Source organism: Streptomyces sp. CBMA123 (assembly GCF_014596465.1).
Lineage (GTDB): Bacteria > Actinomycetota > Actinomycetes > Streptomycetales > Streptomycetaceae > Kitasatospora.
This window is the reverse complement of the sequence record NZ_MECK01000639.1, coordinates 1-23,711: the sequence shown is the minus strand read 5'-3', so window position 1 is coordinate 23,711 and position 23,711 is coordinate 1. Positions and strand designations below refer to the sequence as shown.

Annotated in this window: 27 protein-coding genes and 2 pseudogenes; 13 read left to right on the top strand and 16 right to left on the bottom strand. The window is 71.8% G+C overall.

What is annotated here, in order from left to right:
• Positions 1–31: 31 nt before the first annotated feature.
• Both BG452_RS44665 and BG452_RS44660 read right to left on the bottom strand, forming a co-directional pair.
• Positions 32–286: a hypothetical protein gene (locus BG452_RS44665; protein WP_188310136.1), complete on the bottom strand. Its 255-nt coding sequence runs from the start codon at positions 284–286 to the stop codon at positions 32–34.
• A gap of 108 nt (positions 287–394) precedes the next feature.
• Positions 395–811, bottom strand: a complete 417-nt coding sequence (locus BG452_RS44660) for a (2Fe-2S) ferredoxin domain-containing protein (RefSeq protein ID WP_188310135.1) — start codon at positions 809–811, stop codon at positions 395–397.
• A gap of 163 nt (positions 812–974) precedes the next feature.
• On the opposite strand from BG452_RS44660, the gene lepB reads away from it, so the two are divergent.
• Positions 975–1,712, top strand: a complete 738-nt coding sequence (gene lepB, locus BG452_RS44655; protein WP_188310134.1) for a signal peptidase I — start codon at positions 975–977, stop codon at positions 1,710–1,712.
• 209 nt (positions 1,713–1,921) lie between these two features.
• The gene (locus tag BG452_RS44650; protein ID WP_188310133.1) at positions 1,922–2,860 is read left to right on the top strand and encodes an SGNH/GDSL hydrolase family protein; all 939 of its coding nucleotides are present in this window, start codon (positions 1,922–1,924) and stop codon (positions 2,858–2,860) included.
• Between the two features lie 193 nt (positions 2,861–3,053).
• Here the strand turns inward: BG452_RS44650 and BG452_RS44645 are convergent, their stop codons facing one another.
• Entirely contained in the window at positions 3,054–4,190 is a 1,137-nt protein-coding gene (locus BG452_RS44645; RefSeq protein ID WP_188310132.1) for a HoxN/HupN/NixA family nickel/cobalt transporter, read from the bottom strand.
• Between the two features lie 241 nt (positions 4,191–4,431).
• On the opposite strand from BG452_RS44645, the gene BG452_RS44640 reads away from it, so the two are divergent.
• Both BG452_RS44640 and BG452_RS44635 read left to right on the top strand, forming a co-directional pair.
• Positions 4,432–6,291 carry a CocE/NonD family hydrolase gene (locus tag BG452_RS44640; protein ID WP_188310131.1) on the top strand — a complete coding sequence of 620 codons (1,860 nt, stop codon included), beginning with the start codon at positions 4,432–4,434 and terminating at the stop codon, positions 6,289–6,291.
• Positions 6,292–6,339: 48 nt separating this feature from the next.
• Entirely contained in the window at positions 6,340–7,029 is a 690-nt protein-coding gene (locus tag BG452_RS44635) for an aspartate/glutamate racemase family protein (RefSeq protein ID WP_188310130.1), read from the top strand.
• A gap of 71 nt (positions 7,030–7,100) precedes the next feature.
• Here BG452_RS44635 and BG452_RS44630 read toward each other — a convergent pair whose 3' ends face one another.
• A complete protein-coding gene (locus BG452_RS44630) occupies positions 7,101–7,634 on the bottom strand; it encodes a hypothetical protein (RefSeq protein WP_188310129.1) in 534 nt (177 codons plus the stop codon).
• Between the two features lie 107 nt (positions 7,635–7,741).
• Between BG452_RS44630 and BG452_RS44625 the strand changes: the two genes are divergently transcribed.
• Together BG452_RS44625 and BG452_RS44620 are read left to right on the top strand one after the other, a co-directional pair.
• Entirely contained in the window at positions 7,742–8,263 is a 522-nt protein-coding gene (locus BG452_RS44625) for a DinB family protein (protein WP_188310128.1), read from the top strand.
• Positions 8,264–8,514: 251 nt separating this feature from the next.
• The gene (locus BG452_RS44620) at positions 8,515–9,069 is read left to right on the top strand and encodes a hypothetical protein (protein ID WP_188310127.1); all 555 of its coding nucleotides are present in this window, start codon (positions 8,515–8,517) and stop codon (positions 9,067–9,069) included.
• 69 nt (positions 9,070–9,138) lie between these two features.
• Here BG452_RS44620 and BG452_RS44615 read toward each other — a convergent pair whose 3' ends face one another.
• Entirely contained in the window at positions 9,139–9,957 is an 819-nt protein-coding gene (locus tag BG452_RS44615; protein WP_188310126.1) for a methyltransferase domain-containing protein, read from the bottom strand.
• A gap of 46 nt (positions 9,958–10,003) precedes the next feature.
• Here BG452_RS44615 and BG452_RS44610 point away from each other — a divergent pair, with 46 nt between their 5' ends.
• On the top strand, positions 10,004–10,711 hold the full coding sequence (locus tag BG452_RS44610; RefSeq protein WP_188310125.1) for an SMI1/KNR4 family protein: 708 nt from the start codon (positions 10,004–10,006) through the stop codon (positions 10,709–10,711).
• A 42-nt stretch (positions 10,712–10,753) separates the two neighbouring features.
• On the opposite strand, the gene BG452_RS44605 is transcribed toward BG452_RS44610, so the two are convergent.
• From BG452_RS44605 to BG452_RS44595, 3 genes are read right to left on the bottom strand one after another with little or no spacing between them, the layout of a single operon-like run.
• Positions 10,754–10,909, bottom strand: coding sequence for a hypothetical protein (locus tag BG452_RS44605; RefSeq protein WP_188310124.1), 156 nt, complete (start codon positions 10,907–10,909; stop codon positions 10,754–10,756).
• Positions 10,897–11,175 carry a hypothetical protein gene (locus tag BG452_RS44600; protein WP_188310123.1) on the bottom strand — a complete coding sequence of 93 codons (279 nt, stop codon included), beginning with the start codon at positions 11,173–11,175 and terminating at the stop codon, positions 10,897–10,899. Before BG452_RS44600 ends, BG452_RS44605 begins: the two co-directional genes overlap by 13 nt.
• Complete coding sequence (locus BG452_RS44595) at positions 11,172–11,543, bottom strand: ATP-binding protein (protein ID WP_188310122.1); 372 nt, start codon at positions 11,541–11,543, stop codon at positions 11,172–11,174. Before BG452_RS44595 ends, BG452_RS44600 begins: the two co-directional genes overlap by 4 nt.
• A gap of 277 nt (positions 11,544–11,820) precedes the next feature.
• On the opposite strand from BG452_RS44595, the gene BG452_RS44590 reads away from it, so the two are divergent.
• Both BG452_RS44590 and BG452_RS44585 read left to right on the top strand, forming a co-directional pair.
• The gene (locus tag BG452_RS44590; protein WP_188310121.1) at positions 11,821–12,669 is read left to right on the top strand and encodes a helix-turn-helix transcriptional regulator; all 849 of its coding nucleotides are present in this window, start codon (positions 11,821–11,823) and stop codon (positions 12,667–12,669) included.
• The gene (locus BG452_RS44585) at positions 12,666–12,863 is read left to right on the top strand and encodes a DUF397 domain-containing protein (RefSeq protein WP_317621533.1); all 198 of its coding nucleotides are present in this window, start codon (positions 12,666–12,668) and stop codon (positions 12,861–12,863) included. Before BG452_RS44590 ends, BG452_RS44585 begins: the two co-directional genes overlap by 4 nt.
• Before the next feature lie 50 nt (positions 12,864–12,913).
• Here BG452_RS44585 and BG452_RS44580 read toward each other — a convergent pair whose 3' ends face one another.
• A complete protein-coding gene (locus BG452_RS44580) occupies positions 12,914–13,213 on the bottom strand; it encodes a cupin domain-containing protein (protein ID WP_188310120.1) in 300 nt (99 codons plus the stop codon).
• 71 nt (positions 13,214–13,284) lie between these two features.
• Between BG452_RS44580 and BG452_RS44575 the strand changes: the two genes are divergently transcribed.
• Positions 13,285–14,115 (top strand): hypothetical protein, encoded by an 831-nt coding sequence (locus tag BG452_RS44575; RefSeq protein ID WP_188310119.1) that lies wholly within the window; start codon positions 13,285–13,287, stop codon positions 14,113–14,115.
• A 353-nt stretch (positions 14,116–14,468) separates the two neighbouring features.
• Here BG452_RS44575 and BG452_RS44570 read toward each other — a convergent pair whose 3' ends face one another.
• From BG452_RS44570 to BG452_RS44560, 3 genes are all read right to left on the bottom strand, one after another.
• The gene (locus BG452_RS44570; RefSeq protein WP_223243668.1) at positions 14,469–15,368 is read right to left on the bottom strand and encodes an aminoglycoside phosphotransferase family protein; all 900 of its coding nucleotides are present in this window, start codon (positions 15,366–15,368) and stop codon (positions 14,469–14,471) included.
• Between the two features lie 358 nt (positions 15,369–15,726).
• Positions 15,727–15,954 (bottom strand): hypothetical protein, encoded by a 228-nt coding sequence (locus BG452_RS44565; RefSeq protein WP_188310118.1) that lies wholly within the window; start codon positions 15,952–15,954, stop codon positions 15,727–15,729.
• Between the two features lie 90 nt (positions 15,955–16,044).
• A complete protein-coding gene (locus BG452_RS44560) occupies positions 16,045–16,899 on the bottom strand; it encodes a helix-turn-helix transcriptional regulator (protein ID WP_317621532.1) in 855 nt (284 codons plus the stop codon).
• A 104-nt stretch (positions 16,900–17,003) separates the two neighbouring features.
• Between BG452_RS44560 and BG452_RS44555 the strand changes: the two genes are divergently transcribed.
• Positions 17,004–17,744, top strand: a complete 741-nt coding sequence (locus BG452_RS44555; RefSeq protein WP_188310116.1) for an SDR family NAD(P)-dependent oxidoreductase — start codon at positions 17,004–17,006, stop codon at positions 17,742–17,744.
• On the opposite strand, the gene BG452_RS44550 is transcribed toward BG452_RS44555, so the two are convergent.
• The 4 genes and pseudogenes from BG452_RS44550 to BG452_RS44540 form a co-directional block, all read right to left on the bottom strand.
• Entirely contained in the window at positions 17,732–18,397 is a 666-nt protein-coding gene (locus BG452_RS44550; RefSeq protein ID WP_188310115.1) for an HAD family hydrolase, read from the bottom strand. The two genes, BG452_RS44555 and BG452_RS44550, sit on opposite strands and share 13 nt — an antisense overlap.
• A gap of 215 nt (positions 18,398–18,612) precedes the next feature.
• Positions 18,613–19,341: pseudogene (locus BG452_RS46810) on the bottom strand (putative Ig domain-containing protein); the annotation flags it as partial.
• Between the two features lie 201 nt (positions 19,342–19,542).
• Positions 19,543–20,139, bottom strand: a pseudogene (locus BG452_RS46805) (trypsin-like peptidase domain-containing protein); the annotation flags it as partial.
• A 207-nt stretch (positions 20,140–20,346) separates the two neighbouring features.
• Entirely contained in the window at positions 20,347–20,538 is a 192-nt protein-coding gene (locus BG452_RS44540) for a hypothetical protein (RefSeq protein ID WP_188310114.1), read from the bottom strand.
• A 151-nt stretch (positions 20,539–20,689) separates the two neighbouring features.
• Here BG452_RS44540 and BG452_RS44535 point away from each other — a divergent pair, with 151 nt between their 5' ends.
• Together BG452_RS44535 and BG452_RS44530 are read left to right on the top strand one after the other, a co-directional pair.
• Positions 20,690–21,811: an alpha/beta hydrolase gene (locus BG452_RS44535; RefSeq protein WP_317621531.1), complete on the top strand. Its 1,122-nt coding sequence runs from the start codon at positions 20,690–20,692 to the stop codon at positions 21,809–21,811.
• A 119-nt stretch (positions 21,812–21,930) separates the two neighbouring features.
• On the top strand, positions 21,931–23,711 hold a 1,781-nt coding region (locus BG452_RS44530), incomplete at its 3' end, for a glycosyltransferase family 39 protein (RefSeq protein WP_188310112.1).

Here is a 23,711-nt window from a genome sequence, read left to right as displayed (position 1 = left end):
CGGACGGAACGGGTGCCGGACGGAACGGGCGTCAGCCGGACGGTTCGTCCCAGAGGTTCGCGGACCGGTTGCCGGTGCCGTCGCAGGTGCGGCAGATCTCGTCCCGGTAGGGCTGCTTGGCGCCGGTCGCGTCCACCCGGTAGCGGACGTACACCCCGGTGCCGTCGCAGAGGAAGCAGTTGCCGCCCCCGCCGCCCACCTCGGTGGTGCCGGTGCCCTGGCAGGTGCGGCAGTTGAGGCCGGCGGTGCGGCCGGTGCCCGCGCAGATACGGCAGACCGTCGTCATCGTCTTCCTCCCTTTGCGCGGAACCGCTCGATGCCACCGGTCATGGTAGTGGCCTGGCCCCGAAGCCGTCCCGGAGCATGGATCTGACGGCCCGTCAGTGGTATCCGGTCACTCCGGCAGGCCTTCGCGGACCCGGCGGGAGACCGAGATCAGCTGGAGGTCGAGCAGTCCGGGCGGATCGGCGAGGCCGGGCCCGCCCGCCCGTACCCAGGCGGCTATGTCGTCGATCATCTCGTCCATCAGCACGAAGCCGAGCCAGACCGGACGCCCGCCCGCCGCCCGCCCCTCGCTGGACGGGCCGACCACCACCACGTTGGACTGGGTGCACACGTCCAGGCACGTGACCGCACGGACCCGGCCCGCCGAGCCGACCGCCGTCCGCAGCCGCTCGTACTGCCCCGCGTGGTCCACCCCCGGGTGCTTCGCCTCGGTGCCGCAGCAGCAGCCCCGGCAGACGGTGACGGTCACCGGGGAACCCGCGCCCCGCTTGCCCTCGCGGTCACGGTCACGGTCTCGGCGGCTCATCCGCTCTGGTCCCCCTCCTGGTCGGCGGCCCCGGTCGACGGCACGCTCTGCACCGGAACTGTACCTGTCAGGCCGCAGGCCCCCGAGGGCCGCCCGAGTCGCCTGAAATAGGATCCGGCCGACGGTCCGACCGACGAGCGGCCGAGGAAAGAGGAACGGGCGGATGCCGAAGCGAAGGGCCCGAGGCCTGTGGTTCGCGGTGGCCGTGGCGGTGTTCGGCCTGCTGTGCGGCGCGCTCGGACTCTCGGTGGTCCTCACCGGCGGCTACTCCGTCCACCGCATGGACGGCACGGCGATGGCACCGGACCTCCGGCCGGGCGACCGGATGCTCGCCGACGAGGTCGCGGCCTCGGACGTCCGACGCGGCGAGATCCACATCGTCGACTCCCCCTGGGGCCTGCCCGGCTCCCCCGTCTTCCGGGTGATGGCCCTCGGCGGCCAGCGCATCGCCTGCGCCGACGGGCGGCTCAGCCTGGACGGGAGGCCGCTGGACGAGCCGGCCGCCCGCCGGGCCGGCACCTGCACCCGCGACTTCGACGTCACCGTCCCGCCCGGGCGGGCCTTCCTGATGGGCGACCACCGCGACACCGCGGTCGACTCCCGGCAGCACGTGGACGACGGGCAGCAGGGCACGGTCGACCTTGCCCTGCTGACCGGCAACCGGGTGGTCTGGCACTCCGGCAGCGACTCCCCCACCCTGCCCGGCAAGCTGATCGGCGCGGCGTTCCTGATGGTCCTGGGGGCCCTGGTGACCGTGACCGGTCTGCTCGCCGCGGTCGTCCTGGTCTCCTTCGCCGCCGCCCGCAGCCGATCCGCGAACGCCGCCGAGCGGTCCGCGCACGGCCCCGCCGAGTCCACGGACAGCCCCGCCGAGTGGTCCACGGACGGCTCCGCCGAGTGAACCGAATTCCGCCACCGCACGTATCGGCGTCATTTCCGAAACGCAGTGGAGCGGAATTCGAAATGTCACCCAGTGCCATCTGACGGGATTTCCGGAAATCCCGCCGTAACCATGGACGGCGACGAAACCTGGCAGTAACTTACCTGCGAGTAGCTGTGGCCCGGCTCAGCACAACCCCCACCCGTCGTTTCTCTCCCCCAGGAGGAACCGTGCTCCGCCCTGCCCGGAATTCCCGGCGACTCCGCAATTCCAGCGCCCTCGCCGCCGTCGCCGTCGGCGCCGCCCTCGCGCTCACCTCCACCACCGCCCAGGCGGCCACCCCCGCCCCGAAGCACTACGTGGCCCTCGGCGACTCCTACGCCGCCGGCGCCGGGGTGCCCGGCCAGTCGGCCGGCCTGTGCCTGCGCTCCGACCACAACTACGGCCACCTGGTCGCCGCCTCGCTCGGGGCCGGCGGCTACACCGACGTCACCTGCGCCGCCGCCAAGGTCAAGGCCATGACGCAGCCGCAGTACGACGCCTTCATCCGGGTCAACGACCCCCAGCTGGACTCGGTGAGCGCCGACACCGACCTGGTCACCCTCGGGATCGGCGGCAACGACCTCGCGACCAGCGACCTCGGCCTCGGCGAACTGGTCGCCACCTGCATCGCGGGCGCCGCCGTCAACCCGCTCGGCACCCCCTGCAAGGACGTCTACCACCACGGCTACTGGGACTGGAGCAGCTGGTCCTGGCAGTACGGCAACGACGACCTGGCCGAGCGGATCAACACCACCATCGCCCCGCAGATCGCCACCACCCTGCGGCAGATCCACACCAAGGCGCCCAAGGCCAAGGTGCTGCTGGTCGGTTACCCGTCCGTGCTGCCCGCCGACGGCTCGACCTGCGTCCTGCGCCAGCCGGTGACCCCGGGCGACGTCGAGTACATGCACGGCGTGCTCGACAAGCTGAACGCCGCCCTCAAGTCCACCGCGGCCGCCAACGGCGCCACCTACGTGGACACCGCGACACCCACCCGCGGGCACGACGTCTGCTCGGACGACCGCTGGATCGAGGGCGCCCTGCCCGGCTCGCCCGCCGTGCCGTTCCACCCCAACGCGACCGGCGAGAAGGTGATGGCGGACGCGGTGCTCGCCGCGCTGCGGTAGGGCGCCGGGAAGCGGCACAGCGGGCCGACGCGACAGCGGGCCGACGCGATGGCGCTGCACAACGCGGCAAAGCGCCGCAACGCTGCCGTGGCATCGCAACGCTGTCGTGGCATCGCAACGCGGCGACGCCCCGGAAAGCCCCGAGGGGTCGGTGACCAGACCCCGGTCACCGGCCCCTCGGTCTTCCCCGCGACTACTCGGACTCGGCCGCGGAACCGGCCGCCAGCCCCGCCGACCACTTCTCCTCGACCCGGCCGAACTTCCAGAACGCGATCGCCCCGACCCAGGTCAGCACGAACAGCCCGACGATCGCGTAACCGACGAAGTTGAGGTCCAGGCCGCCGACCCAGGCGATCGGCCCACTGGTGATGTCCAGTTTCTCGCCGAGCAGGCCGACCAGCTCGACCAGGCCGATGACCAGCGCCACCAGCACCGACAGACCGGTGACGGTCAGGTTGTAGTAGATCTTGCGGACCGGCTTGGAGAACGCCCACTCGTACGCGAAGTTCATGAACGAGCCGTCGATGGTGTCCAGCAGGCTCATCCCCGCGGCGAACAGGATCGGCAGCGTCAGCAGCGCATACCAGGGCAGCGAGAAGGCCGCCGCGCCGCCCGCCAGCACCAGCAGGGACACCTCGGTGGCGGTGTCGAAGCCCAGGCCGAACAGCAGGCCGACCGGGTACATGTGCCAGGGCTTGGTGACCGCCCGGGTGACCTTGCCGAGGATCCGGTTCATCAGCCCGCGCCGCTCCAACTGGCGCTCCAGCTCGGCCTCGTCGTACTCACCGTGACGCATCCGGCGGAACACCTTGAGGATGCCGTTGAAGGCGCCCAGGTTGATCAGGCCGAGCAGCAGCAGGAACGAACCGGAGACGGTCGTACCGATCAGGCCGGTCATCTTGTGCAGGGTCGAGTCGTCCGCCTGGACCTGGTCGGCGAGCGTGCGGATGCCGAAGGCCAGCAGCGCGCAGAGGCCGAAGACGACCGAGGAGTGCCCGAGCGAGAACCAGAAGCCGACCGACAGCGGCCGCTTGCCCTGGCCCATCAGCTTGCGGGTGGTGTTGTCGATCGCCGCGATGTGGTCCGCGTCGAAGGCGTGCCGCATCCCGAGGGTGTAGGCGGTCAGACCCATGCCCGCGCCGAAGACCTGGCCGCCGACGTCGTAGTGCTCGGGCGCGACCAGCGCGAGCAGCGTGAACCAGCCGATGACGTGCAGCGCGAGGATGAAGCCGCCCATCCCGGCCAGCCGGATCCACTCCTCACGGGTGAGCCGGTCGCGCCATCTGACGGCTGGGGCACCTGCCGGGGCACCTGGGGCGGCGCTGGGCATCGTGTGGTCCTTTCGGGTGGTCCGGGCGGAGCTGGGCCATCTTTCCCCCCTCGGGCGAGCAGGTGCAAGTCATGCGCAATTACGGGACGGTCTCCGTCCGGGACCGGGGGTACCGCGGGCCCTCGCCAGGAAAACGGGCGGTTCCTCCCCTAGGGTCGAAATGCCGACGCCCGCGGCGCGGTCCCCGTCCGCGCCGCGGGCCGACCGGCACTCACCGGCCCGGGACCCGATGGGAGCGGCCATGCCGTCGTACCCGTTCCACACCACCCGCGAGGACTTCCGCATCCCGCTGCCCGACGGCACCGAGCTCGCCGCCCGCCTGTGGCGCCCGGTCAGCGACGAGCCCGTCCCCGTCCTGCTGGAGTACTCGGCCGACCGCCTCTCCGACCGCACCGCCGCCGAGGACGCCCGTCGCCACCCCTGGTACGCGGGCCACGGCTACGCCGCCGTCCGGGTCGACACCCGGGGCCACGGCAACTCCGGCGGACTGCCCGGCGAACCCGGCGGCGAACAGGAACTCGCCGACGGCACCGCCGCCGTCGACTGGCTCGCCCGCCGCCCCTGGAGCAACGGCCGGGTCGGCCTGCTCGGCGTCGGCGCCGCCGGCACCACCGCGCTGCGGCTCGCCGCCCGGCTGCCGGAGACCGTCGGCGCGGCCGTCACCGCCTGCCCCGAAGGCGGCCACCGCCTCGGCGGCGCCGTCCTCGCCGCCGACCTCCACACCCGGCTCACCGCCCTGGTCGCCGACGCCGCCCTCCCGCCCGACCCACGCCACCTCGGCGACGCCTGGCGGCCCGCCTGGCTGGCCCGGCTCGAATCCCTGGAACCCCCCGTCGACACCTGGCTCGCCGCCGGGGACACCACCGTGCCGGTGTCCGTCCCGGTGTTCGCCGTGGCCGGCTGGGGCGACCCGTCCTGCTCCTTCGTGCTGCGACTGCTCGCCGAATCCCCCACCGCACGCGCCCTGCTCGGCCCCTGGCCGCACGGGCTGCCCGAAACCGCCCTGCCCGAAACCCTGCGCTGGTGGGACCACTGGCTGCGCGGCGTCGACACCGGCGCCCTCAAGGAACCGGCCCTGCGCAGCTGGATCAGCACCCGCTGGACCGGCGACGAGGCCTGGCCCTCCCCCGACGTCCGGGAGATCCACTACGACCTGGACGGCCAGCTGAGCACCGCCGGCACCGCCTCCCACGACCGGTACGTCCACGTCCGCTCCCCCCAGCACACCGGCCTCAACGCCGGCGCGTACGTCCCGCACGGCCGCCCCGCCGACCAGCCGCCGGACCAGCGCGAGGAGGACGGGCGCTCGGTCTGCTTCGACTCCCAGCCGCTGCCCGAGCCCATCGAACTGCTCGGCGCGCCGACGGCGCGGTTGCGGCTGCGGCCCGACGCCGCCCCCGCCCAGGTGGTCGCGCGGCTGTGCGCCGTCGGCCCGGACGGCACCTCCACGCTGCTCACCCGGGGCGTCCTGGCCGCCACCGACCCGGACGCCGAGGTGGAACTCGCCGCCTGCGCGACCACCGTCCCCGCCGGACACCGGCTGCGACTCGCCCTGTCCTCCACCTACTGGCCCTGGGTGTGGCCCACCGCCGACGACACCGGCTACGCCCTCGACCCGTCCCGCTCCACCCTCAGCCTGCCCGTCCGCCATCTGGCCGCGGACGTCGGCGCCGCCCCCGTCACCTTCGCGACCCCGGCCCTGCCCGACCCGCTCGACATCCACCTCACCGAACCGCTCACCGCCCGGCCCGAACACGTCACCATCCACGACATCGGCCGCCACGAATGGCGCAGCGAACTCTCCCCCGCCACCGACGGCACCCGCACCCACCCCGACGGCCTGGTCCGCGACGAGCACACCGTCACCGCCTACCGCATCCTCACCGACGCCCCGCTCAGCGCCCAGGCCCGCACCGACCGCACCGTCCGACTGGAACGCCTGGACCTCGGCTGGGACGTGACCGTCCAGACCCGCACCCAACTGCGCTGCGACGCCGGACACTTCCTCAGCACGGTGCAGCTGCGGGCACTGGAGGCCGGGTCGGTGGTGTTCACCAGGGAGTGGCAGCACCGGGTGCCCCGGAAGAGCACCTCAAAGTAATTCTTATACGATTGCTTTTTGTTCTCCATCTGCCTTATAACTGGCCCCATGAAAACCCTCGGCCTGATCGGCGGCATGAGCTGGGAATCCACCGCCGAGTACTACCGCACCCTCAACCAGCTCACCCGCGACCGCCTCGGCGGCCTGCACTCCGCCCAACTCGTCCTCTACTCCGTCGACTTCGCCGACATCGAGCACCTGCAGACAACCGGACGCTGGGAGGAGGCCGGCACCGTCCTCGCCGACGCGGCCCGCGCCCTGGAGGCGGCCGGCGCCGAACTCCTGCTGATCTGCACCAACACCATGCACAAGGTCGCCGACCAGGTCGCGGCGGCAGTGACCATCCCCCTGCTCCACCTCGCCGACGCCACCGCCCAAGCCGTCCAGGCCGCCGGCCTGCGCCAAGTCGGCCTCCTGGGAACGGCGTTCACCATGGAACAGGACTTCTACCGCGGCCGCCTGACCTCCCACGGCCTGACCGTCCTCACCCCCGAGGCCGACTCCCGCGCCCTCGTCCACCGGGTGATCTACGACGAACTCTGCCTCGGCACCGTCCGCGAGGACTCCCGCGCCGCCTACCGCCGGATCATCGCCGACCTCGTCACCGCGGGCGCCGAAGGCATCATCCTCGGCTGCACCGAAATCGAACTGCTCATCCGCCCCGAGGACAGCCCCGTCCCCCTCTTCCCCACCGCCCACCTCCACGCCGAAGCCGCCGTCACCGCCGCCCTGGCCTGAACCACCCGACGAGAACCGCCGCTCCCCTCGACAGCCAGTACGGGCGGCACTCCCGGAACTCCGGCCCGGATTCAGCGCTGGGCGAGCGCCGCGGCCAGGAACATCGCGACGGGCAGCGGCGCGATCATCACGCAGAGGAAACCGAGCAGGCGCCCGCCCGCGGCGTACCACCGGGTCGGCTTGAGGCCCAGCAACCCCATGGCCCAAGGCGAGACATAGCCCGCGCCGTGCCTGCGCACCGCGTCGGCGATCAACCGTCGGCGCTCCTCGTCGACGGTCAGGATCACCCACCTGTCGGAGCGGTCCACCACCGACACGAACATCACCGCGCCGCGTTTCGAAAGCAGCTCCCAGCCGCGCACGGTGGCGAGTTCCGTCAAGTCCACCTCCCGCACACCCGACCAGGTGCGGGCCCGGACCAACCCCCCGGCCACGCGCCAGCCCTTCCGCCGCGCCGTCGCGGCATCCAGCAGGATCGCGGGGCCGATCACGGCCACCAGCCCGGGCACGACCAGCAGCCCCGAGCGCGCGAACGCCGGCCCGACCACCAACGGCGGCACCACGACCACCAGCACGAGCACTGCCCAGCCGACGGTGAAGAACACGCGCCGTATTCGGACGGCACCGAACGAAGCACTCACCGCGCCAACGTAGACCCACCAACCGGCCCGGCGCCATGGGCCGTCGTCCTCAGCTGACAGAATCCGTCCCCATGAGATCCGTCGTACCCGAGCCGAGTCCGCAGCTGTCCGATCCTCAGGAACTGCTGCTCGGCTACCTCGACTTCCTCCGCTCGACGGTCGCCGCCAAGATCACCGGCATGACGGAGAGCGATCTGCGCACCAGCCGTCTGCCGTCGGGCTGGAGTCCGCTGGAGCTGATCAAGCATCTCGTGTACATGGAACGGCGGTGGCTGCGGTGGGGATTCCTGGGCGAGCCCGTTCCGGAACCACACGGGGACAAGGACGCGTCCGGGCGGTGGCACGTCGGCCCGGAGGAGACCGTCACCGAGCTACTCGCAGCGCTATACGCCGGAGGCGAACGAACTCGCGCCATCGTCACCGGGGCAGCACTCAAGGCCGACAGCTCCGCCGGGGGCCGGTTCACCGGCGACGCCCACGAGCAACGGCCGTCGCTCGGCTGGATCCTCTCCCACGTGCTGCAGGAGTACGCCCGCCACGCAGGTCATTTGGACATCGCCCGCGAACTCGCTGACGGTGTCGTTGGAAAGTAGCGGGCCCGTACGCCCGGACGGCGGACCCGACGGGAAGCCGGCGGTCGAGGGGTGCGTGCCGACTCCAGCGGGATCATCGACGCGTTCGAGCATCAGCGTCACCGAACCCCGCATGCCGTCGCGAAAGAAGGGAATGGCCACGGCTTCACCCCGCCGCGCGGGCACGTCGCCGACAAGGTCCGCTGAGGAAAATGCGATGGGCCGCCGCTCATCCCGGCCGGTAGCGTGGGGACGATCGAGGGGGGTGCGGGATGGTACGGCCGGTGCTGCTGGTGGACGTGGACGGTCCGTTGAACCCGGATGCGGCGAAGCCGCACCGGCGGCCCGCGGGCTACGAGACCCACCGGTTGATGACGCCGGGCTGGGTGGCTGCCGAGCGGCGGCGGCTCGCCGCGTGGGGGTTGCCGCACAAGGCGCCGAAGCCGCTGCGGGTGTGGCTCAACCCGGGGCACGGGCCGGCGCTGACCGCGCTGCCCTTCGACCTGGTGTGGGCGACGACCTGGGAGGAGGAGGCCAACTCCTTCATCGGGCCCCTCCTGGGGCTTCCCGAACTCCCCTTCATCGCCTGGTCCGATCCCCGGCCCGAGCCGGAGGGCGGGGTGTTCTGGAAGACGCCGGAGGTCGTCGCCTGGGCGCGGGGCCGCCCCTTCGCGTGGGTCGACGACAACATCACGGACGCGGACCGCGCCTGGGCCCGGGCCCACCACGACGGGCCGGCGCTCCTCCACCACGTCGACCCGAAGGTCGGCCTGACGGCGGACGACTTCGCCCGGCTGACGGACTGGGCTGACGGACTGGGCGGGTGAGCTGGGCCGATCGCCGTGCACCAGAAGTCGGACCGGCCGACTTCCGGTGCGGTTACTGCGCGGGCGAACTCAGCGCGGCCGGTGGGCGATGGCGGCGTACATCGTCACCGAGAGATGGAACGCGCCCTGTTCGGCGGCGGCTGTGAGGTCGGCGTACAGGCCGTCGCGCTGGTCCTCGGTGATCAGGTTGCGGGCGACGGCCCCCGTGGCGAGGCCGCGGACGATCGGCCAGCTGACGGTGCCGGGGTCGTGCAGGAGGACATCGGCGCCGACGTGGTCGACGCTCAGGCCGGCCGCGGTCAGCCAGCCCGTCAGGCGGCGCCCGGCGTCCGGGGTGGCGGCGGTGGCCTGGGTGACCGTGGCCAGCGCCGGACGCAGCTCCGGGGCGACCGGGTGGAGCACGAAGGTGGCCCAGTCGGTGTCGAGCAGGGCGACCCGGCCGCCCGGGCGCAGGACCCTGGCCATCTCGGCGACGGCCCCCGCCGGGTCGTTCAGGTGCTGGAGGACCCGCTCGCACCAGACCACGTCCAGCTCGGCATCGGGCAGCGGCAGGGCGAGCGCGTCACCGCCGACGAAGCGGGCCGCGCTGCCCGCCCCGGCGGCCCGCTGCCCGGCGACGGCACGCAGGCCGGGGTGGGGTTCGAGGCCGGTCGCGGCGCCGTCCGGGCCGACCGCCGCCGCGAGCACCTGGGTCTCCGAACCGGTGCCGGACCCGACGTCCAGCGCCCGCTCACCGGGGCGCGCGGCCAGACGCGCGTGCGCCCACTCGCGCAACCGCCGCACACCCGGGTTGGCGGCCTGGACGTCCAGTGCGGTGACCAGCCGGTCGGTGATCGCCGGGTCGGTGTTGGGCGCGTGAAAGGCCGAGGTGGGGTGCGGGTCGGTCATGGCCCTCACTATAGGAGGGGAACGCCGGTGGCTATCGTGGCCGACCATGCGGACCACGGACTGGGACCAGGTGAGGCAGCGCTTGCTCGCGCTGTCCGAGGAGCGGGCCGGGCACGGCGACGGGTCGGCGGCGAATGCGCCGGCAGCGCCCCTGACCGAGGACCAAGTCAGTGAGGCGGAGCAGCAGTTCGGCATCATCTTCCCGGCCGACTATCGGGGCTTCCTGCTGCGGGTCAGCGCTGGCGGGCACTTCCCACGAGAGCTGCGGCGGGGGCCGGACGGCTGGCACTGGGTGGGCGACCAGGACACCGACCTCACCCGCCTGGGCACTCCGTTTCCCGACCACGATGCCGCGCTGGCCGCGAGTGACGAGTTCTGGGACAACCCCCTGCGGGAAGCGGACTACGCGAACCCCGAGGAGTTCCAGTCCGCGCTCGCCGTCTGGAGCGAGGCCGCCGAGGCGGCGGAACGCGACCGGGTCACCGGCGCCGTGTTCCTCAAGGGCCACGGGCACAACTTCTCGGCGCTGCTCGTCGTCAGCGGTCCGCAGCACGGGGAGATGTGGTTCGACGGACGACCGACCTGCGACCGGCTCAACCCGTTGCTGACCGACGAGGGCCGACCGGCCGGCTTCGCCGACTGGTACCTGGACTGGTTGAACCACGAGTCCGGCAGCAAGCGGCGCTCCGAAGGCAAGGGCACGCCCATCTGGCTCCGCTGGTTCGACACCTGGGGCGAGGAGAACTGCGGGTAGCCGCCCGGCGGGTCCGGCCGGGCGGCATGGGTGAGTGGTTCGTCAGGCCACCGGTTGGCGGTCGCGGGCGGGGGCGGGGGCCGTGGTCGCGTCGTCCGGGCGGTGGGGCATCCGCAGGACGGCGATCGCGCCGAGGGCGACGACGGCGATGGCGAGGAGCAGCAGGGCGAGGAGGGCGAGGCCGATCAGGAGTCGCACGGGGAGTCGTCCTCGCTGCTCTTGTCGTGCTCGCGGAGGAGCGTGAGGAGGTTGATCACGGTGCTCGCCGGCGCGTTGCCGAAGCGGACGAGGACGCGGCCGTCCACGACGCTGTCGGTGCCGGCGGAGGGGAAGAGGAGCCCGAACTTGCGGCCGCTCTCGTGGAGTTCGGCGAGCAGGTAGGTGATCTCCAGCTCGGTATAGGTGCGCATGAGCGGGTCGGCCGGCTCGATCGGGCGGTTGCTACCGCAGTCGTCGGCGGTCACGCGGCGGCGTCCAGCTCGAACCAGACCCGCTTGCCCCCGGTTTTACGGGGGTCCGTGCCGAAGCGGTGGGTCAGCGAGCGGACGAGGTGCAGGCCCCGGCCGGAGACGGCGTAGGGGTCGGAGTCGTCGCGCAGGGTGGGGAAGACGGGGCTGTCGTCACTGACGGAGACCCGGAGGACGCTCCCGAGGATGAGGACGACCACGAGGGGCGCCGCACAGCCGCCGTGGCGCCAGGCGTTGACGAAGAGTTCGAGGAGCGCGACCTCGGCGTCGGGGACGAGGTCCGGCTTCCACCGGGCGCGCGAGGTGGCCTCGCGCAACTCCTCACGCGCGGCGGACCAGTCAGGGGGGATGTCGAGGGAGAACACGAAGGAACCTCCGTGGGGGGCGAATTGGATCACTCATCGCCGCATACCGGCAGGCACGCCTCGGGCAACGGCGAGATCACAGGCCGCCGCATACACAGCGCACACGGCCCACTACGCTCAGCATGGGGCCCATGCGCCGCCTTGCGCAACTCATTCGCCAAAAGTCGCAAATTTGCAAATCGAACCTCAATTCGGCGGCCGAGACTGCCCGTTACCAGTAGCGCCGCTGCCTTTCGCGTAGGCACACTGGGCAACTGACAGCCCAGGAGGGGACACGATGGCAATCTCGACCGTTCGTCGGCGCAGGCTTGGTGGTGTGCTGCGGAAGCTACGGGAGGAACGGAAGCTCACCGCAGAGACAGTCGCGGAGGCCACCGGGATGAGTCAGGCCAAGCTCACGCGGATCGAGACCGCTCACACCGCCGCCAAGGTCGAGGACGTCAACAAGCTCCTCGACTACTACGAGTGTGAAGACGAGGACTACCGGGCCGGTCTCATCGCCATCACGAAGGATGGGAGCAAGCGCGGCTGGTGGCTGAGCTATCGCGATGTCATCAACTCCACCACAACCGACCTGATTCTCCTGGAAGCCGACGCCATCACCTATCGAACCTACGAGCCGGCCTTCATCCCAGGTCTCTTCCAAACGCCCGATTACGCGCGCATCGTGATCGATCGGCTGCGCATCAGCTCAGGTGGATCGGTGGAGGATCTGGTCCAGGTTCGAATGGCACGTCAATCCATCCTGACTCGCCCGAACCCCGTGCAGGTATGGGCCGTCATCCATGAGGCGGCCCTCTGCTCTAACGCCAACCGCCCGGAAATCATGGTCTCGCAGTTGGACAGGCTACTGACGCTCAGCCGCCTGCCCAACATCAACATTCAGGTCATGCCGATCGGCGCGGCCATCCATGCGGGAATGAACGGCGCCCTCGCGCTGATGGGATTCCCGCAGCGGCACGACCTCGATGTCGTCCTGGTCGAAGGGATGCTGAGCAGCATGTGGGTCGAAGATCCAGCCGACGTGGAGATCTACCGGGCGAAGTTCCAGGAGATCACAGCAGAAGCCATGTCCGTCGACTCCTCGCTCGCGTTCATCACCGCACAGAGAGACAAGATCAAGTGACCCGTCTGACCTTCAAGAAGTCCACATATAGCGCCGGAGACGTCAACTGCGTTGAGGTCGCCGCCTCAGGCAAGCAGAACTTCATCCGTGACTCTAAGGACTCTGACGGCCCTGTCCTGGCGTTCAGCCGGGAAGCTCATTCGGCCTTCATCGACTCCGTCGCCGCCGGGGAGTTCGACTTCGGACTCCTCTGATCGTCGCCTCGCGGCGCCTCGCCCGCTCCCGGGCGAGGCGCCGCCACCGGTCACCCCTCCTCGGGTACCTCCACGATCAGCAACGTCCCCCGACTCCCGGCCCGGACCGCATGCCGGGTGCCTGCGGGTATGTGGCACAGCTCGCCAGCGCAGACCGTCAACTCGTCGCCGTCCACATCCAGTTCGAGCACACCATCGGCGACGAACAGCACCTCGGCCGTCCCGTGCACCTCCGCCCCCGACTCCCGGCCGTCCATCCGCAGCACCTTCACCGCCGCCGTCCCGACCCGGGCCAGCACCACCGAGCGCCAGGCCTCGGGCAACCCCGTCGCGCATTCCCTCACGTCCATGACCAGGGACGCTACCCGCGCCGGTCCGATAGTTGGTTGACCGATTGGCAAAACCTGCCAGGATCGCCCAGGTGAACGCTCGCGCGCTGTACGAGGCGCTCCTCGACACCGACGGCCCTTACGAGGACGTCATCGACCCCTGGCTCGCCCAGGCCTCCGCCGCCGACTACCGCGTACGCCTCCACGTCGCCGCCACCCCGCACAACCACTGGTGGACCGACAAGAAGGAGGACGGCTGGAACCTCCTCCAGGAGCTCTACGCCCTCAGTCGGGTGAGCGACTACCTCCTCCTGCGGCCACACCTCGACTCCTACCTCCGCCTGTTCACCGCGCTCGGCATGACGGCCTTCGACCAGACCCCTTTCGACCAGACTTCCTTCGACCCGTTCCTGCACGAGATCACCGAGGTCGAGCAGGCCGAGGACCCGGACTCCCCCATCGAGATCCTCGACGTCCGCCGGCCCGGCCTGATGCTCGGCGAGCTGCTGTTCAGCCGCGCCGGAGTGCGGATCCGGGCGGGCATCACCCACGCCGAGCGCGGGGTCGCCGACCACTGGCCGCTCTACTGGACCCACCGCCGCGCCCACCGTCCCACCCGTGACCTCTCCCAGGGCTGGGGCAGCAACTCCCAATGGCGCACCGACTTCCGCCTCGACTACCGCACGCCCGCCGGCGACCTGCTCAACCTCGCCGAGGCCGCTCCCATCGACGGCGACCCCGACCGCGACCCGGACGACTACGGGAACCTCGGACCGGACGAACGCCTCCTCACCCCCGCCGAACGCCGCGAGCTGCTCCGCCACCGCACCTTCCTGCGCACCCCCGCGACCGCCGCCGCCTCCCCCACCTGGGCGGCGGACCTCTTCCCCTTCGAGTGGCGGCTTCCGGCCGACCACGGGTGAGGCCGGGTGAGTACCTGATCACTGCGCACGATCAAGCCGGTTGACAGGTAGGGCGCATGGAAGAGCTCGTGAACCTCAAGGACGTCGAGGAAGCCGCAGCCGGTGACGGGCACCTCCTGTGGGCAGCGCAGGGGCAGCACGACGGCCGGCTGGGTCCGGGGGTGCGGGCCTGGCGTCACGGGACGGCCCCTGCGGTGGCGAGCCCCGACCTCTCCCGGCGGGACCGGCTGGCGATCAAGGGTGATCCCGATGACGCCGCGCACGTGGTGCGACACGTGCTGAACGACATCGGACCGTCCTGTCGCCCCGTCGGCGGGGCGGCGTTGATCGGGGCGCTAACGGCTCCTGCTTCGTCAAGAGGTCACGGCGTGGTCGGCGAGCAGTTCGCCGACCACGTGCCGGGCGATGGACGCCATCCGGGGGTTGGTCTCGCGGTAGTACTCCAGTTCCATCAGCGCGACGGACAGCGCCCAGCCCCGCCCCCGCTCCCACTCGGCGTCGTCGGCGGCGACGGCCGTCCGGAAGGTGTCGCGGACGGCGGCGGGGAGCACGTACCAGGCGGTGATCAGGTCCACGGCCGGGTCGCCGAGGCCCATGCAGCCGAAGTCGATGACGGCGCTGAGCCGTCCGGCGGCGTCGACCAGCAGGTTGCCGGGCTGGAGGTCGGCGTGGATCCAGACCGGCGGGCCGGGGTGCTCGTCTGCTTCAAGTGTCCTGTCCCAGAGCGCGGTGACGGCCGGGGCGTCCACCGCACCCGCCACCGCCGCGATCGCCCGCCGGACCGCCGCATCCCGTGCCGCCAGCGTCTCGCTGCGGTAGGAGTCCGGGGCGCCGACCCGGTCCACCCGGTGCATGGCCGTCACGAAGGACGCCAAGTCGGCCGCCAGCAGCTCGGGTTGGCGGACATCGCCGACCACCGGCGGGTCCCCCTCCAGCCACCGGAGCACCGACCACGGCCACGGGCAGCCGTCCGCCGGCTCGCCCAGTGCGACCGGAACCGGTACGGCGAAGGGGAGTTCGGGGGCCAGCCGGCGCAGCCAGACCTCCTCCTTCTCGATGTCCTCGACCGCCCCCGGGATGCGCGGGATCCGTACCACCAGGTCCGCGCCCAGCCGGTACATCGCATTGCTGGTGCCGGCCGAATCCACCGGCTCCACCGGCAGGTTCGCCCAGCGCGGGAACTGCCCGGCGACCATCCGCCGCACCAACGCCTCGTCGATGTCCAGTTCGTCCACGTGCATCTTGGTCGACATGGCGCCCGACCCTGCCAGCACCCACCGGCCCCGGCAAGCGAATTACCAGGGCACGACCTGCCCCCGATGGTCCACGACGTGCAGGCCGCTCTCGCCGCGGTGCCGCTCGATCGTCTCCGCCACCCCGCTGCGCTGGTGGGACCGGGGCGCGCCGCTGCGCGACGGCCGCGCGCCCGTCGGCTTGCTGTGGCGCCCGTTCGACGGCACCGGGCCGCGCACCGTGCCGGTCGGGCGGGAGACCGAGGTGGCCTGCCCGGCCGTGCCGGAGGACGGCGACCGCCCGGGCCCCGTACGCGACTTCCTCGGCCTGGCCGTCACCGCTCTGCGCGGCCGGGCATCCGAGTGGCCGCAACTCCGGTCAGGCCCGGCGTCCACCTCGCCACACGCCGGTGCGGATCCACCGCCGGTTGAGGGCGCAGGTCACGAACGGACCGACGAGCATGGACAGCATCCACAGCCCCACGCTGGCCGGCGAATAGACGTAGTACAGCCATCGCTCGGGAAGGACCATCGGCGACAGGAGCAGCACGATGAGTGCCGCCCAGGTCGCCATCCAGGTGATCACCACGCGCGCCACGACGTCCATGTGTCCCCTCAACCCGCGACTGAACCCGCGACCATGTCAACCCGCGACCATGTTTGAACGTGTTCAATATAGCGCCCGAAGCGACCCCGCTCACCCCCGTACCGCGAGGTCCTGGCTCCCCACCACCTTGAGCAGCCGCAGCGCCGAGTGCGAGGGCGTGCCGGGGGCGGCGGTGTAGAAGATCGTCCACTGGTCGCGGTGCGGGTCGTGCAGCGCCTCGCAGTCGAGGTCGAGCGGGCCGACCACCGGGTGGAGGATGCGCTTGTGGGTGGAGCGGCGCACCTCCACGTCCTGCCGGGCCCACAGTTCACGGAACTCGGCGCTGCCCGCGTGCAGCCGGTCGACCAGGCGGCGCACCCCGCTGTCGACGGGGTAGCGGGCGGCGGCCGAGCGCAGGTCGGCGACCGCGCGGCGAGCGAACGCGCCCTGGTCGGCGGGCTCGTAGAGGGCGCGGGCCGCCGGATCGGTGAAGAAGCGGCAGACGAAGTTGCGCTCCGCGGGCGGCAGGACGGAGAAGTCGCCGAGCAGCGCGGCCGCCATGGCGTTCCAGGCGAGGATGTCGCGGGCGGCGCTGCACACCATGGCCGGGGTGTCGTCCAGCCGGTCGAGCAGGTGCAGGATGCCGGGCCGCACATCGCGCGGCAGCGTGCTCGGGGGCAGCGGCGGCTCGCCGACCAGATGGTGCAGATGGGCGGTCTCGTCCTCGGACAGCCGCAGCGCCCGGCTGATCGCGCCGATCATCTGCCGGGACGGGCGCGGGCCCCGGCCCTGTTCGAGCCGGATGTAGTACTCCACCGACATCCCGGCGAGCTGCGCGACCTCCTGGCGGCGCAGGCCAGGTGTGCGGCGCCGGCCGCCAGCCGGCAGGCCGACGTCGGCGGGCTGGATGCGGGCGCGCCAGCGCCGCAGGAAGGCGGCCAGCTCCGCCCGGTCCACGTGTTCCACGCCCCCAGTCTGGCCCGCCCGCCGCGCACCGACCATGGGACCGCCGATACCACCATCGACGGGGCTCTCCCGGCCCCCGGCACCGCCCGCCCAAGCTGGTGCCCATGAACGCCAACGACCACCGCATCGTCCTGATCACCGGCGCCAACAAGGGCATCGGTCTCGCCACCGCCGGCGAACTCGCCCGCGCCGGGCACACCGTACTGATCGGCGCCCGCGACCCCGAGCGCGGCGCCGAGGCCGCCGCCGGGCTCACCGCGCGGGGCCTGGACGCCCGCTGCGTCCGCCTGGACGTCACCGACCCGGCGACCGTCGCCGCCGCGGCCGAACGGATCGCCGCCGAGCACGGCCGGCTCGACACCCTGGTCAACAACGCGGGCATCACCCGGGATCTCGGCCTCACCCCGGAGCAACTGCCCCTGGACGACCTGCGCGCGACCTACGAGACCAATGTGTTCGGCGTCGTCACCGTCATCAACGCGATGCTGCCGCTGCTGCGCAAGTCCCCGGCCGGCCTGATCGGCAACGTCTCCAGCGGCCTGGGCAGTTCCTCCGTCCTCGCCGACCCCGACACCCCGGCCGGGGAGCACGCGGCGCTGCTCGGCTACAACACCTCCAAGGCCGCGCTCAACGCCGTCACCCTGGTGTACGCCCGCACCCTGCGCGCCGAGGGCATCAGGGTCAGCTCGCTGGAGCCGGGCTACTGCGCCACCGACCTCAACCACCACTCCGGCCCCTCCGACGCCGAGGAGGGCGGCCGCCGGATCGCCCGCCAGCTCGGCGAGGCCCTGACCGGGGCGACCGGGCAGTTCTTCCACCCGGAGGGCGGCAACTACCCCTGGTAGGAGGCGATCAGCCCGGGCAGCCGGCGCATGTCGTCGAACACCACCGTGCCCGGGCCGGCCAGCCGCTCCGCCGCCGTGACGCCGCCCGCGTAGCCGAGCGCCCGCATCCCGGCGGCGCGGGCGGCCGCGACGCCGGGCCCGCTGTCCTCGACCACCACGCAGGCGGCCGGGTCGACGCCCATGGTCCGGGCGGCGTGCAGGAACAGGTCGGGCGCGGGCTTGCCGCGGCCGACCTCGGTGGCGCTGAAGATCCGGCCCTCGAAGCGGCCGTACAGCCCGGTCCGGCCCAGGGTGTGGCGCATCTTCTGGTGGGTGCCGCTGGAGGCGACGCAGGTCGGCAGCCCGAGCGCCTCCAACGCGTCCAGCGCCTCCGGCAGGCCGTCCACCGGGGTCAGTCCGGCGTCCACGGCCTCGGCGTGCAACTCCCGGAAGCGTTTGTCGAACAGCGTCGCGGCCTCCTCCCCGAACCGCTCGGCGACCATCGCGTGGTTGGCCGCCTCCGACCGCCCGACGAACCGCTCGACCACCTCGGCCTCGGTGAGCGGCCAGCCGAGTTCGGCCGTCAGCCGCCCGACCACGCGCACGGCGATGATCTCGCTGTCCACCAGGACGCCGTCGCAGTCGAATATCACCAGTTCTATCGGGTCGATCATCCGATGAGCATAGGACGACCCCGATCCGGCCAGGGACCCGGCGGCGGAGTTCGCCGTCGTCGTGGGGACGCTGTCCGGCAGGTGCAGCGGGTTGGAGCACGGGTAGCTCGCCACGACGTGCTTGGCGACCTTGAGCGCGATGTCGAGGACCGCCCGGTGAGCAAACGCCAGGGCCCGGCGGCCGAAGCCGCCGGGCCCTGACCGTCACCCTGGGATCAGCTGGTCTGGATCGAGGTGTCGTCGATCACGAAGCTGGTCTGCAGCGAGGAGTCCTCGGTGCCGGTGAACTTCACGGTGACGCTCTGGCCCGCGTAGGCCGAGAGGTCGAAGGTGCGCTGCTGGTAGCCGGCGGCGGCGTCCACGTTGGAGTAGGTCTTCAGCGTGGTGCCGTTCACCGACACGGCCAGCTTGTCGTACGCCGTCGAGCCCGACTCCGCGGTGTCGATGTGCAGCCAGAAGCTCAGCGTCGCCTTGCAGCCCGCCGGGATGGTCACCGTCTGGGACAGCGTGTCGGTGTGGGTGCTGCCGTAGCCGTCCAGGTACGCCTTCCAGCTGCCACCGTGCGCCGGCTGCGAGGAACCGTTGTCGATCACACCGGAACTGGCCGTCCACGGCGCCGCCGAACCGGTCTCGAAGCCCGCGTTGCCGAGCAGCTGCGCCGGGGTGCAGGACCCGCCACCACCACCGGTGACCGTCCAACCGAAGCTGGTGGTGGCCGACTTGCCGGCGGCGTCGGTGACGGTGACCGTCACGCTGGAAGTGCCGGCCGTGGTGGCGGTACCGGAGATCAGGCCGGTCGAGGAGTCGATCGACAGTCCGGCGGGCAGGCCGCTCGCCCGGTAGGACAGCGGGGCGGTGCCGCCGGAGGCGCTGAGCTGCAGGTTCACCGCGCCGCCGACCGCCGTGGACTGGTCACCGGGGCTGGAGACCGTGACCCCGCTGCCGGCCGGCTTGGTGAGCAGGCAGCCGGGCACGGAGAGGTCGATGGCCCGGGCGGAGTTCAGGCAGGTGGTGAACCAGTAGGTCTCCTCGCCGTAGCTCTGGCCCTTGAAGGCCTTGGTGGAACCGTCGGCGGCGACCTCGCAGGGGTTGTCGAGGGTGCACATCTCGCCGTTGTCGTTACCGGTGTTGTTGATGCCGACGATCCGCCCGCTCGCGGAGTCGATGATCGGCGAACCCGAGGTGCCGTGGGTGGTGTTGCAGCCGGAGCTGTAGCGCAGCGAGTCGTGCCAGGTCCACTGGTCCTCGCGCAGGGTGGGCACGAACCCGTTGACGGAGCAGTTCCAGACCTGCTTCCAGTACGAGGACGGGATGTACATCGAGGCGCCGTCGGTCGGGTGGGTGTCGTTCACCGTCAGGGCGGTGGCGCCGTACTTGGAGGTGATCGAGGCGTAGGTGTCGGTGAGTTCGTAGAGGGCGACGTCGGTGCCCGTCATCGTCGCGTAGATCACCTTGTCGGCCTGGACGGTGCCGAGGCTGTTGCCGGCGCCGTCCAGCAGGGTGCCGCTGCGGCTGGCGCTGACGTTCTGGATGACCTGGCCGTAGGGGGGCATGGTCGGCAGGCAGTGCCCGTTGGTGAGCATCATGGCCCGGTCGCCGCCCACCGAGGCGGGGAACCGGACCAGCGAGGCGGAGCAGTCGTCCAGGGCGATGGTCGACGTCAGGTCGGCCGCCTGGACGGCGTGTGCGGGGGCGGCGGCGAGGACCAGCCCGCTCGCGACGACGACGCTGGTGCCGGCCATCGCGACAAGTCTCTTGAACATGGCTCTCCTTGTGGGGGATCGCGGACTGCCCGACTGGTCGCCGAGGCCCACGCCCGCACGAAAGTGCCATGGTCACTTCAAACGGTCAACAGTTCCCGCACAACTCGCCACTACACGGGACGGGTTGTGCCACCGAATGGCAACAACCCGTCCTGGTATGCCCGTTACGGGCGGCGGCGGTGAACGCTACGGCTGCGGGAAGGAGTTCGGGTCCACGTCGTTGGTCTTGGCGTTGCCGTCGGCCACCGGCTGCAGCGTGATCGACCAGGACGTCGAGGTGCGGCCGGTCTCGAACGGGAAGGTGTCCTCGCACCTGGTGCCCGCACCGAGCCGCAACGCCGGACCGATGGCCAGAGCGGCCTTTCCGATGGGCTTCACGGCCCCACCCCCAGTAACCCCCGGCGCACACACTGTGCGCACGCCCCGCGACATGGTGCCGAGTACGAACCACCCCGGTCAACAGCTTTCGGAACGATCACCCCCAGGGGCCGTCCCGGCCCGCCCGTTGGGGTCAACTACGATCGGGCTCGTGCTCAGCCTCACCGGACTCCCCCTGCAGATCATCACCTCGGTCGTCGCGATCGTCGTCTTCGCCGCCACCATGTGGTTCTGGCCGAAGTTCGGCGGCAAGGGCTGGAAGTCCTGGCTGGGCCGGATCGGCGCCTTCCTGGCCACCCAGCTGTCGGTGCTGGCCGCCATGGGCCTGATCGCCAACAGCTACTTCGGCTTCTACAGCTCCTGGACCGACCTGCTCGGCACCAGCGGCGGGCTCGGCACGGTGGTCGACCACCAGCCCAACGCCTCCGGCGTGACCGTCACCGGTGAGCAGAGGTTCTACTCGTCGCAGGGCTCGGAGCCGGACCGGTCCGGGCAGATCCAGAAGGTCGACGTCAAAGGAGCCGGCACCGGTCTGAGCACCGAGGCGTACGTCTACCTGCCGCCGCAGTACTTCCAGCCGGCCTACGCCAAGCAGCGCTTCCCGGTGGCCGTGGTGCTCACCGGCTACCCGGGCACCCCGGAGAAGCTGATCTCGCTGATGCAGTACCCGGCGTCCACCCTCGACGCCATCGAGCAGAAGAAGCTGCCGCCGACCATCCTGGTGATGACCCGGCCCACCCTGGTCGACAACCGGGACACCGAGTGCGTCGACGTGCCGAACGGCCCCCAGGTCGAGACCTTCTTCACCACCGACCTGCCCAAGGCCCTCGCCACCACCTACCGGATCGGCACCGACCCGGCGAACCGGGCCGTGATCGGCAACTCCACCGGCGGCTACTGCGCGCTCAAGTTCGCCCTGCGCAAGCCCGACTCCTACCCGGCGGCGATCGCCCTCTCCGGCTACTACAGCGCGGCCCTCGACCCGACCACCGGCGACCTCTTCGGCGGCAACGACAAGCTCAAGCAGGAGAACGACCTGCTGTGGCGGCTGAAGAACCAGCCGGCCGCCCCGGTCTCGCTGCTGCTGACCACCGCGTACGACGAGAACAACTACGGCGAGACCAAGGCGATGCTCGCCGCCTTCAAGGCCCCCACCAAGATGTCCACCATCACCCTGGACACCGCGGGCCACAACTTCCACACCTGGACCCGGGAGATCCCCCCGGCCCTGGAGTGGCTGGGCAAGCACATCACCATGCCGGCCGCCGCCTGAGACCCGGAACCGTGAGAGCCTGCTGAACCCGTCGCCGTACGGGCGTTAGCGGGCAGATCACACCCGTCTCACAGCCGTATCTCACGGTTCTCTCAGTCACGCCACGCACGGTATGGCGCATGACCACGAGCAGCTACTCCCCTCCGGCCGGCGATCCGTGGCCGGAGGCCGCGAACTTCCCGCCACCGGAGGTGCGGCCGGACGCGGACCGGCCGGATCCGGCGCCGCTCTTCCCCGAGCAGGCCCTGCCGCCCGTCGGCCCCAAGGGCCCGGCCTCCTGGTCCGGACGGCTGCGCACCCTGCCGGTCCGTGCCTGGCGCGGGCGCGCGGACGACCCGCGCTGGGTGCGCCCGGCCCTGCTGGCGCTGCTGGCCGCGACCGTCGTGCTCTACCTGTGGGGCCTGGGGGCCTCCGGGTGGGCCAACGCCTTCTACTCGGCCGCCGTCCAGGCCGGCAGCCAGAGCTGGAAGGCCTTCTTCTTCGGCTCCTCCGACGCCGGCAACTTCATCACCGTCGACAAGCCGCCGGCGTCGCTGTGGCCGATGGCGCTGTCGGTACGGCTGTTCGGCCTCTCCTCGTGGTCGCTCCTGGCCCCGCAGGCGCTGATGGGCGCCGCCACCGTGGGCGCGCTGTACGCGACGGTGCGCCGCCGCTTCTCCCCGCTCGGCGGCCTGCTGGCCGGCGCCGCGCTGGCGCTCACCCCGGTCGCGACGCTGATGTTCCGCTTCAACAACCCGGACGCGCTGCTGGTGCTGCTGCTCACCCTGTCCGCGTACGGGATGGTGCGGGCGGTCGAGACCGCGAGCACCAGGTGGCTGCTGTTCACCGGCGCGATGTTCGGCTTCGCCTTCCTCACCAAGACGCTGGCAGCGTTCCTGATCCTGCCCGCCTTCGCGGTGATCTACCTGGTCGTGGCGCCCACCGGCTTCTGGCGGCGGCTGCGGCAGACCCTGCTGGCGGGCGCGGCCGTGCTGGTCGCCGGCGGCTGGTGGGTGGCGGTCGTGGAGCTGCTGCCCGCCTCGGCCCGCCCGTACGTCGGCGGCTCGCAGGACAACGACTTCCTCTCGCTGACCTTCGGCTACAACGGCCTGGGCCGGGTCGACGGCAACGAGCGCGGCAGCGTGGGCGGCGGCGGCCGGATGCCGGCCGGGCTGGACCTGCCGGCCGGCGCGGGGCACAACCGGGGCTGGGGCCAGACCGGCATCACCCGGATGTTCGGCAGCGACATCGGCGGGCAGATCGCCTGGCTGCTGCCGGCCGCGCTGATCCTGCTGGTGGTCGGCCTGTGGGCGACCCGCCGCTACGCCCGTCCGGACACCGCCCGCGCGGCCTTCCTGGTGTGGGGCGGCTGGCTGGTCTCCACCGCGCTGATCTTCAGCTTCATGTCCGGGATCTTCCACCAGTACTACACGGTGGCGCTGGCCCCGGCCGTCGCGGCGCTGGTCGGCATGGGCGTGGACGGGCTGTGGCGGGCGCGGCACCGGCTGCCGTACGCGCTGGTGCTGGCGGGCGTGCTCGCGGTGACGGCCGGGTGGGCGTTCGTCCTGCTCGGGCGCAGCTCGAACTTCCTGCCCTGGCTGCGCTGGGCGGTGCTGGCCGGCGGGCTGGCGGCCGCGGTGGCGCTGGTCGCCGGGCAGCTCGCCGGCAGCTTCTCCGGCCGGGTCGGGGCGCGGATCGCCTCGGTGGCGGGCCTGGTGGGCCTGGCAGCGGCGCTCGGCGGGCCGGCCGCGTACGCGGTGGACACCGTGGGCACCGCGCACAACGGCTCGATCATCACGGCCGGGCCGTCGGTGAAGGGCGCGGGCTTCGGGCCGGGGTCCTTCGGCCGCAAGGGCGGCAAGGGCGCGACGGGCAACGGCCGGGGGTTCGGCCAGGGCGGTCAGGGCGGTCAGGGTGGCGT

Coding starts and splice junctions, on each gene's coding strand:
- BG452_RS44665 (WP_188310136.1), bottom strand. CDS start 286: ATGACGACGGTCTGCCGTATCTGCGCGGGCACCGGCCGCACCGCCGGC.
- BG452_RS44660 (WP_188310135.1), bottom strand. CDS start 811: ATGAGCCGCCGAGACCGTGACCGTGACCGCGAGGGCAAGCGGGGCGCG.
- lepB (WP_188310134.1), top strand. CDS start 975: ATGCCGAAGCGAAGGGCCCGAGGCCTGTGGTTCGCGGTGGCCGTGGCG.
- BG452_RS44645 (WP_188310132.1), bottom strand. CDS start 4,190: ATGCCCAGCGCCGCCCCAGGTGCCCCGGCAGGTGCCCCAGCCGTCAGA.
- BG452_RS44640 (WP_188310131.1), top strand. CDS start 4,432: ATGCCGTCGTACCCGTTCCACACCACCCGCGAGGACTTCCGCATCCCG.
- BG452_RS44635 (WP_188310130.1), top strand. CDS start 6,340: ATGAAAACCCTCGGCCTGATCGGCGGCATGAGCTGGGAATCCACCGCC.
- BG452_RS44625 (WP_188310128.1), top strand. CDS start 7,742: ATGAGATCCGTCGTACCCGAGCCGAGTCCGCAGCTGTCCGATCCTCAG.
- BG452_RS44620 (WP_188310127.1), top strand. CDS start 8,515: ATGGTACGGCCGGTGCTGCTGGTGGACGTGGACGGTCCGTTGAACCCG.
- BG452_RS44615 (WP_188310126.1), bottom strand. CDS start 9,957: ATGACCGACCCGCACCCCACCTCGGCCTTTCACGCGCCCAACACCGAC.
- BG452_RS44610 (WP_188310125.1), top strand. CDS start 10,004: ATGCGGACCACGGACTGGGACCAGGTGAGGCAGCGCTTGCTCGCGCTG.
- BG452_RS44590 (WP_188310121.1), top strand. CDS start 11,821: ATGGCAATCTCGACCGTTCGTCGGCGCAGGCTTGGTGGTGTGCTGCGG.
- BG452_RS44580 (WP_188310120.1), bottom strand. CDS start 13,213: ATGGACGTGAGGGAATGCGCGACGGGGTTGCCCGAGGCCTGGCGCTCG.
- BG452_RS44570 (WP_223243668.1), bottom strand. CDS start 15,368: ATGTCGACCAAGATGCACGTGGACGAACTGGACATCGACGAGGCGTTG.
- BG452_RS44565 (WP_188310118.1), bottom strand. CDS start 15,954: ATGGACGTCGTGGCGCGCGTGGTGATCACCTGGATGGCGACCTGGGCG.
- BG452_RS44555 (WP_188310116.1), top strand. CDS start 17,004: ATGAACGCCAACGACCACCGCATCGTCCTGATCACCGGCGCCAACAAG.
- BG452_RS44550 (WP_188310115.1), bottom strand. CDS start 18,397: ATGATCGACCCGATAGAACTGGTGATATTCGACTGCGACGGCGTCCTG.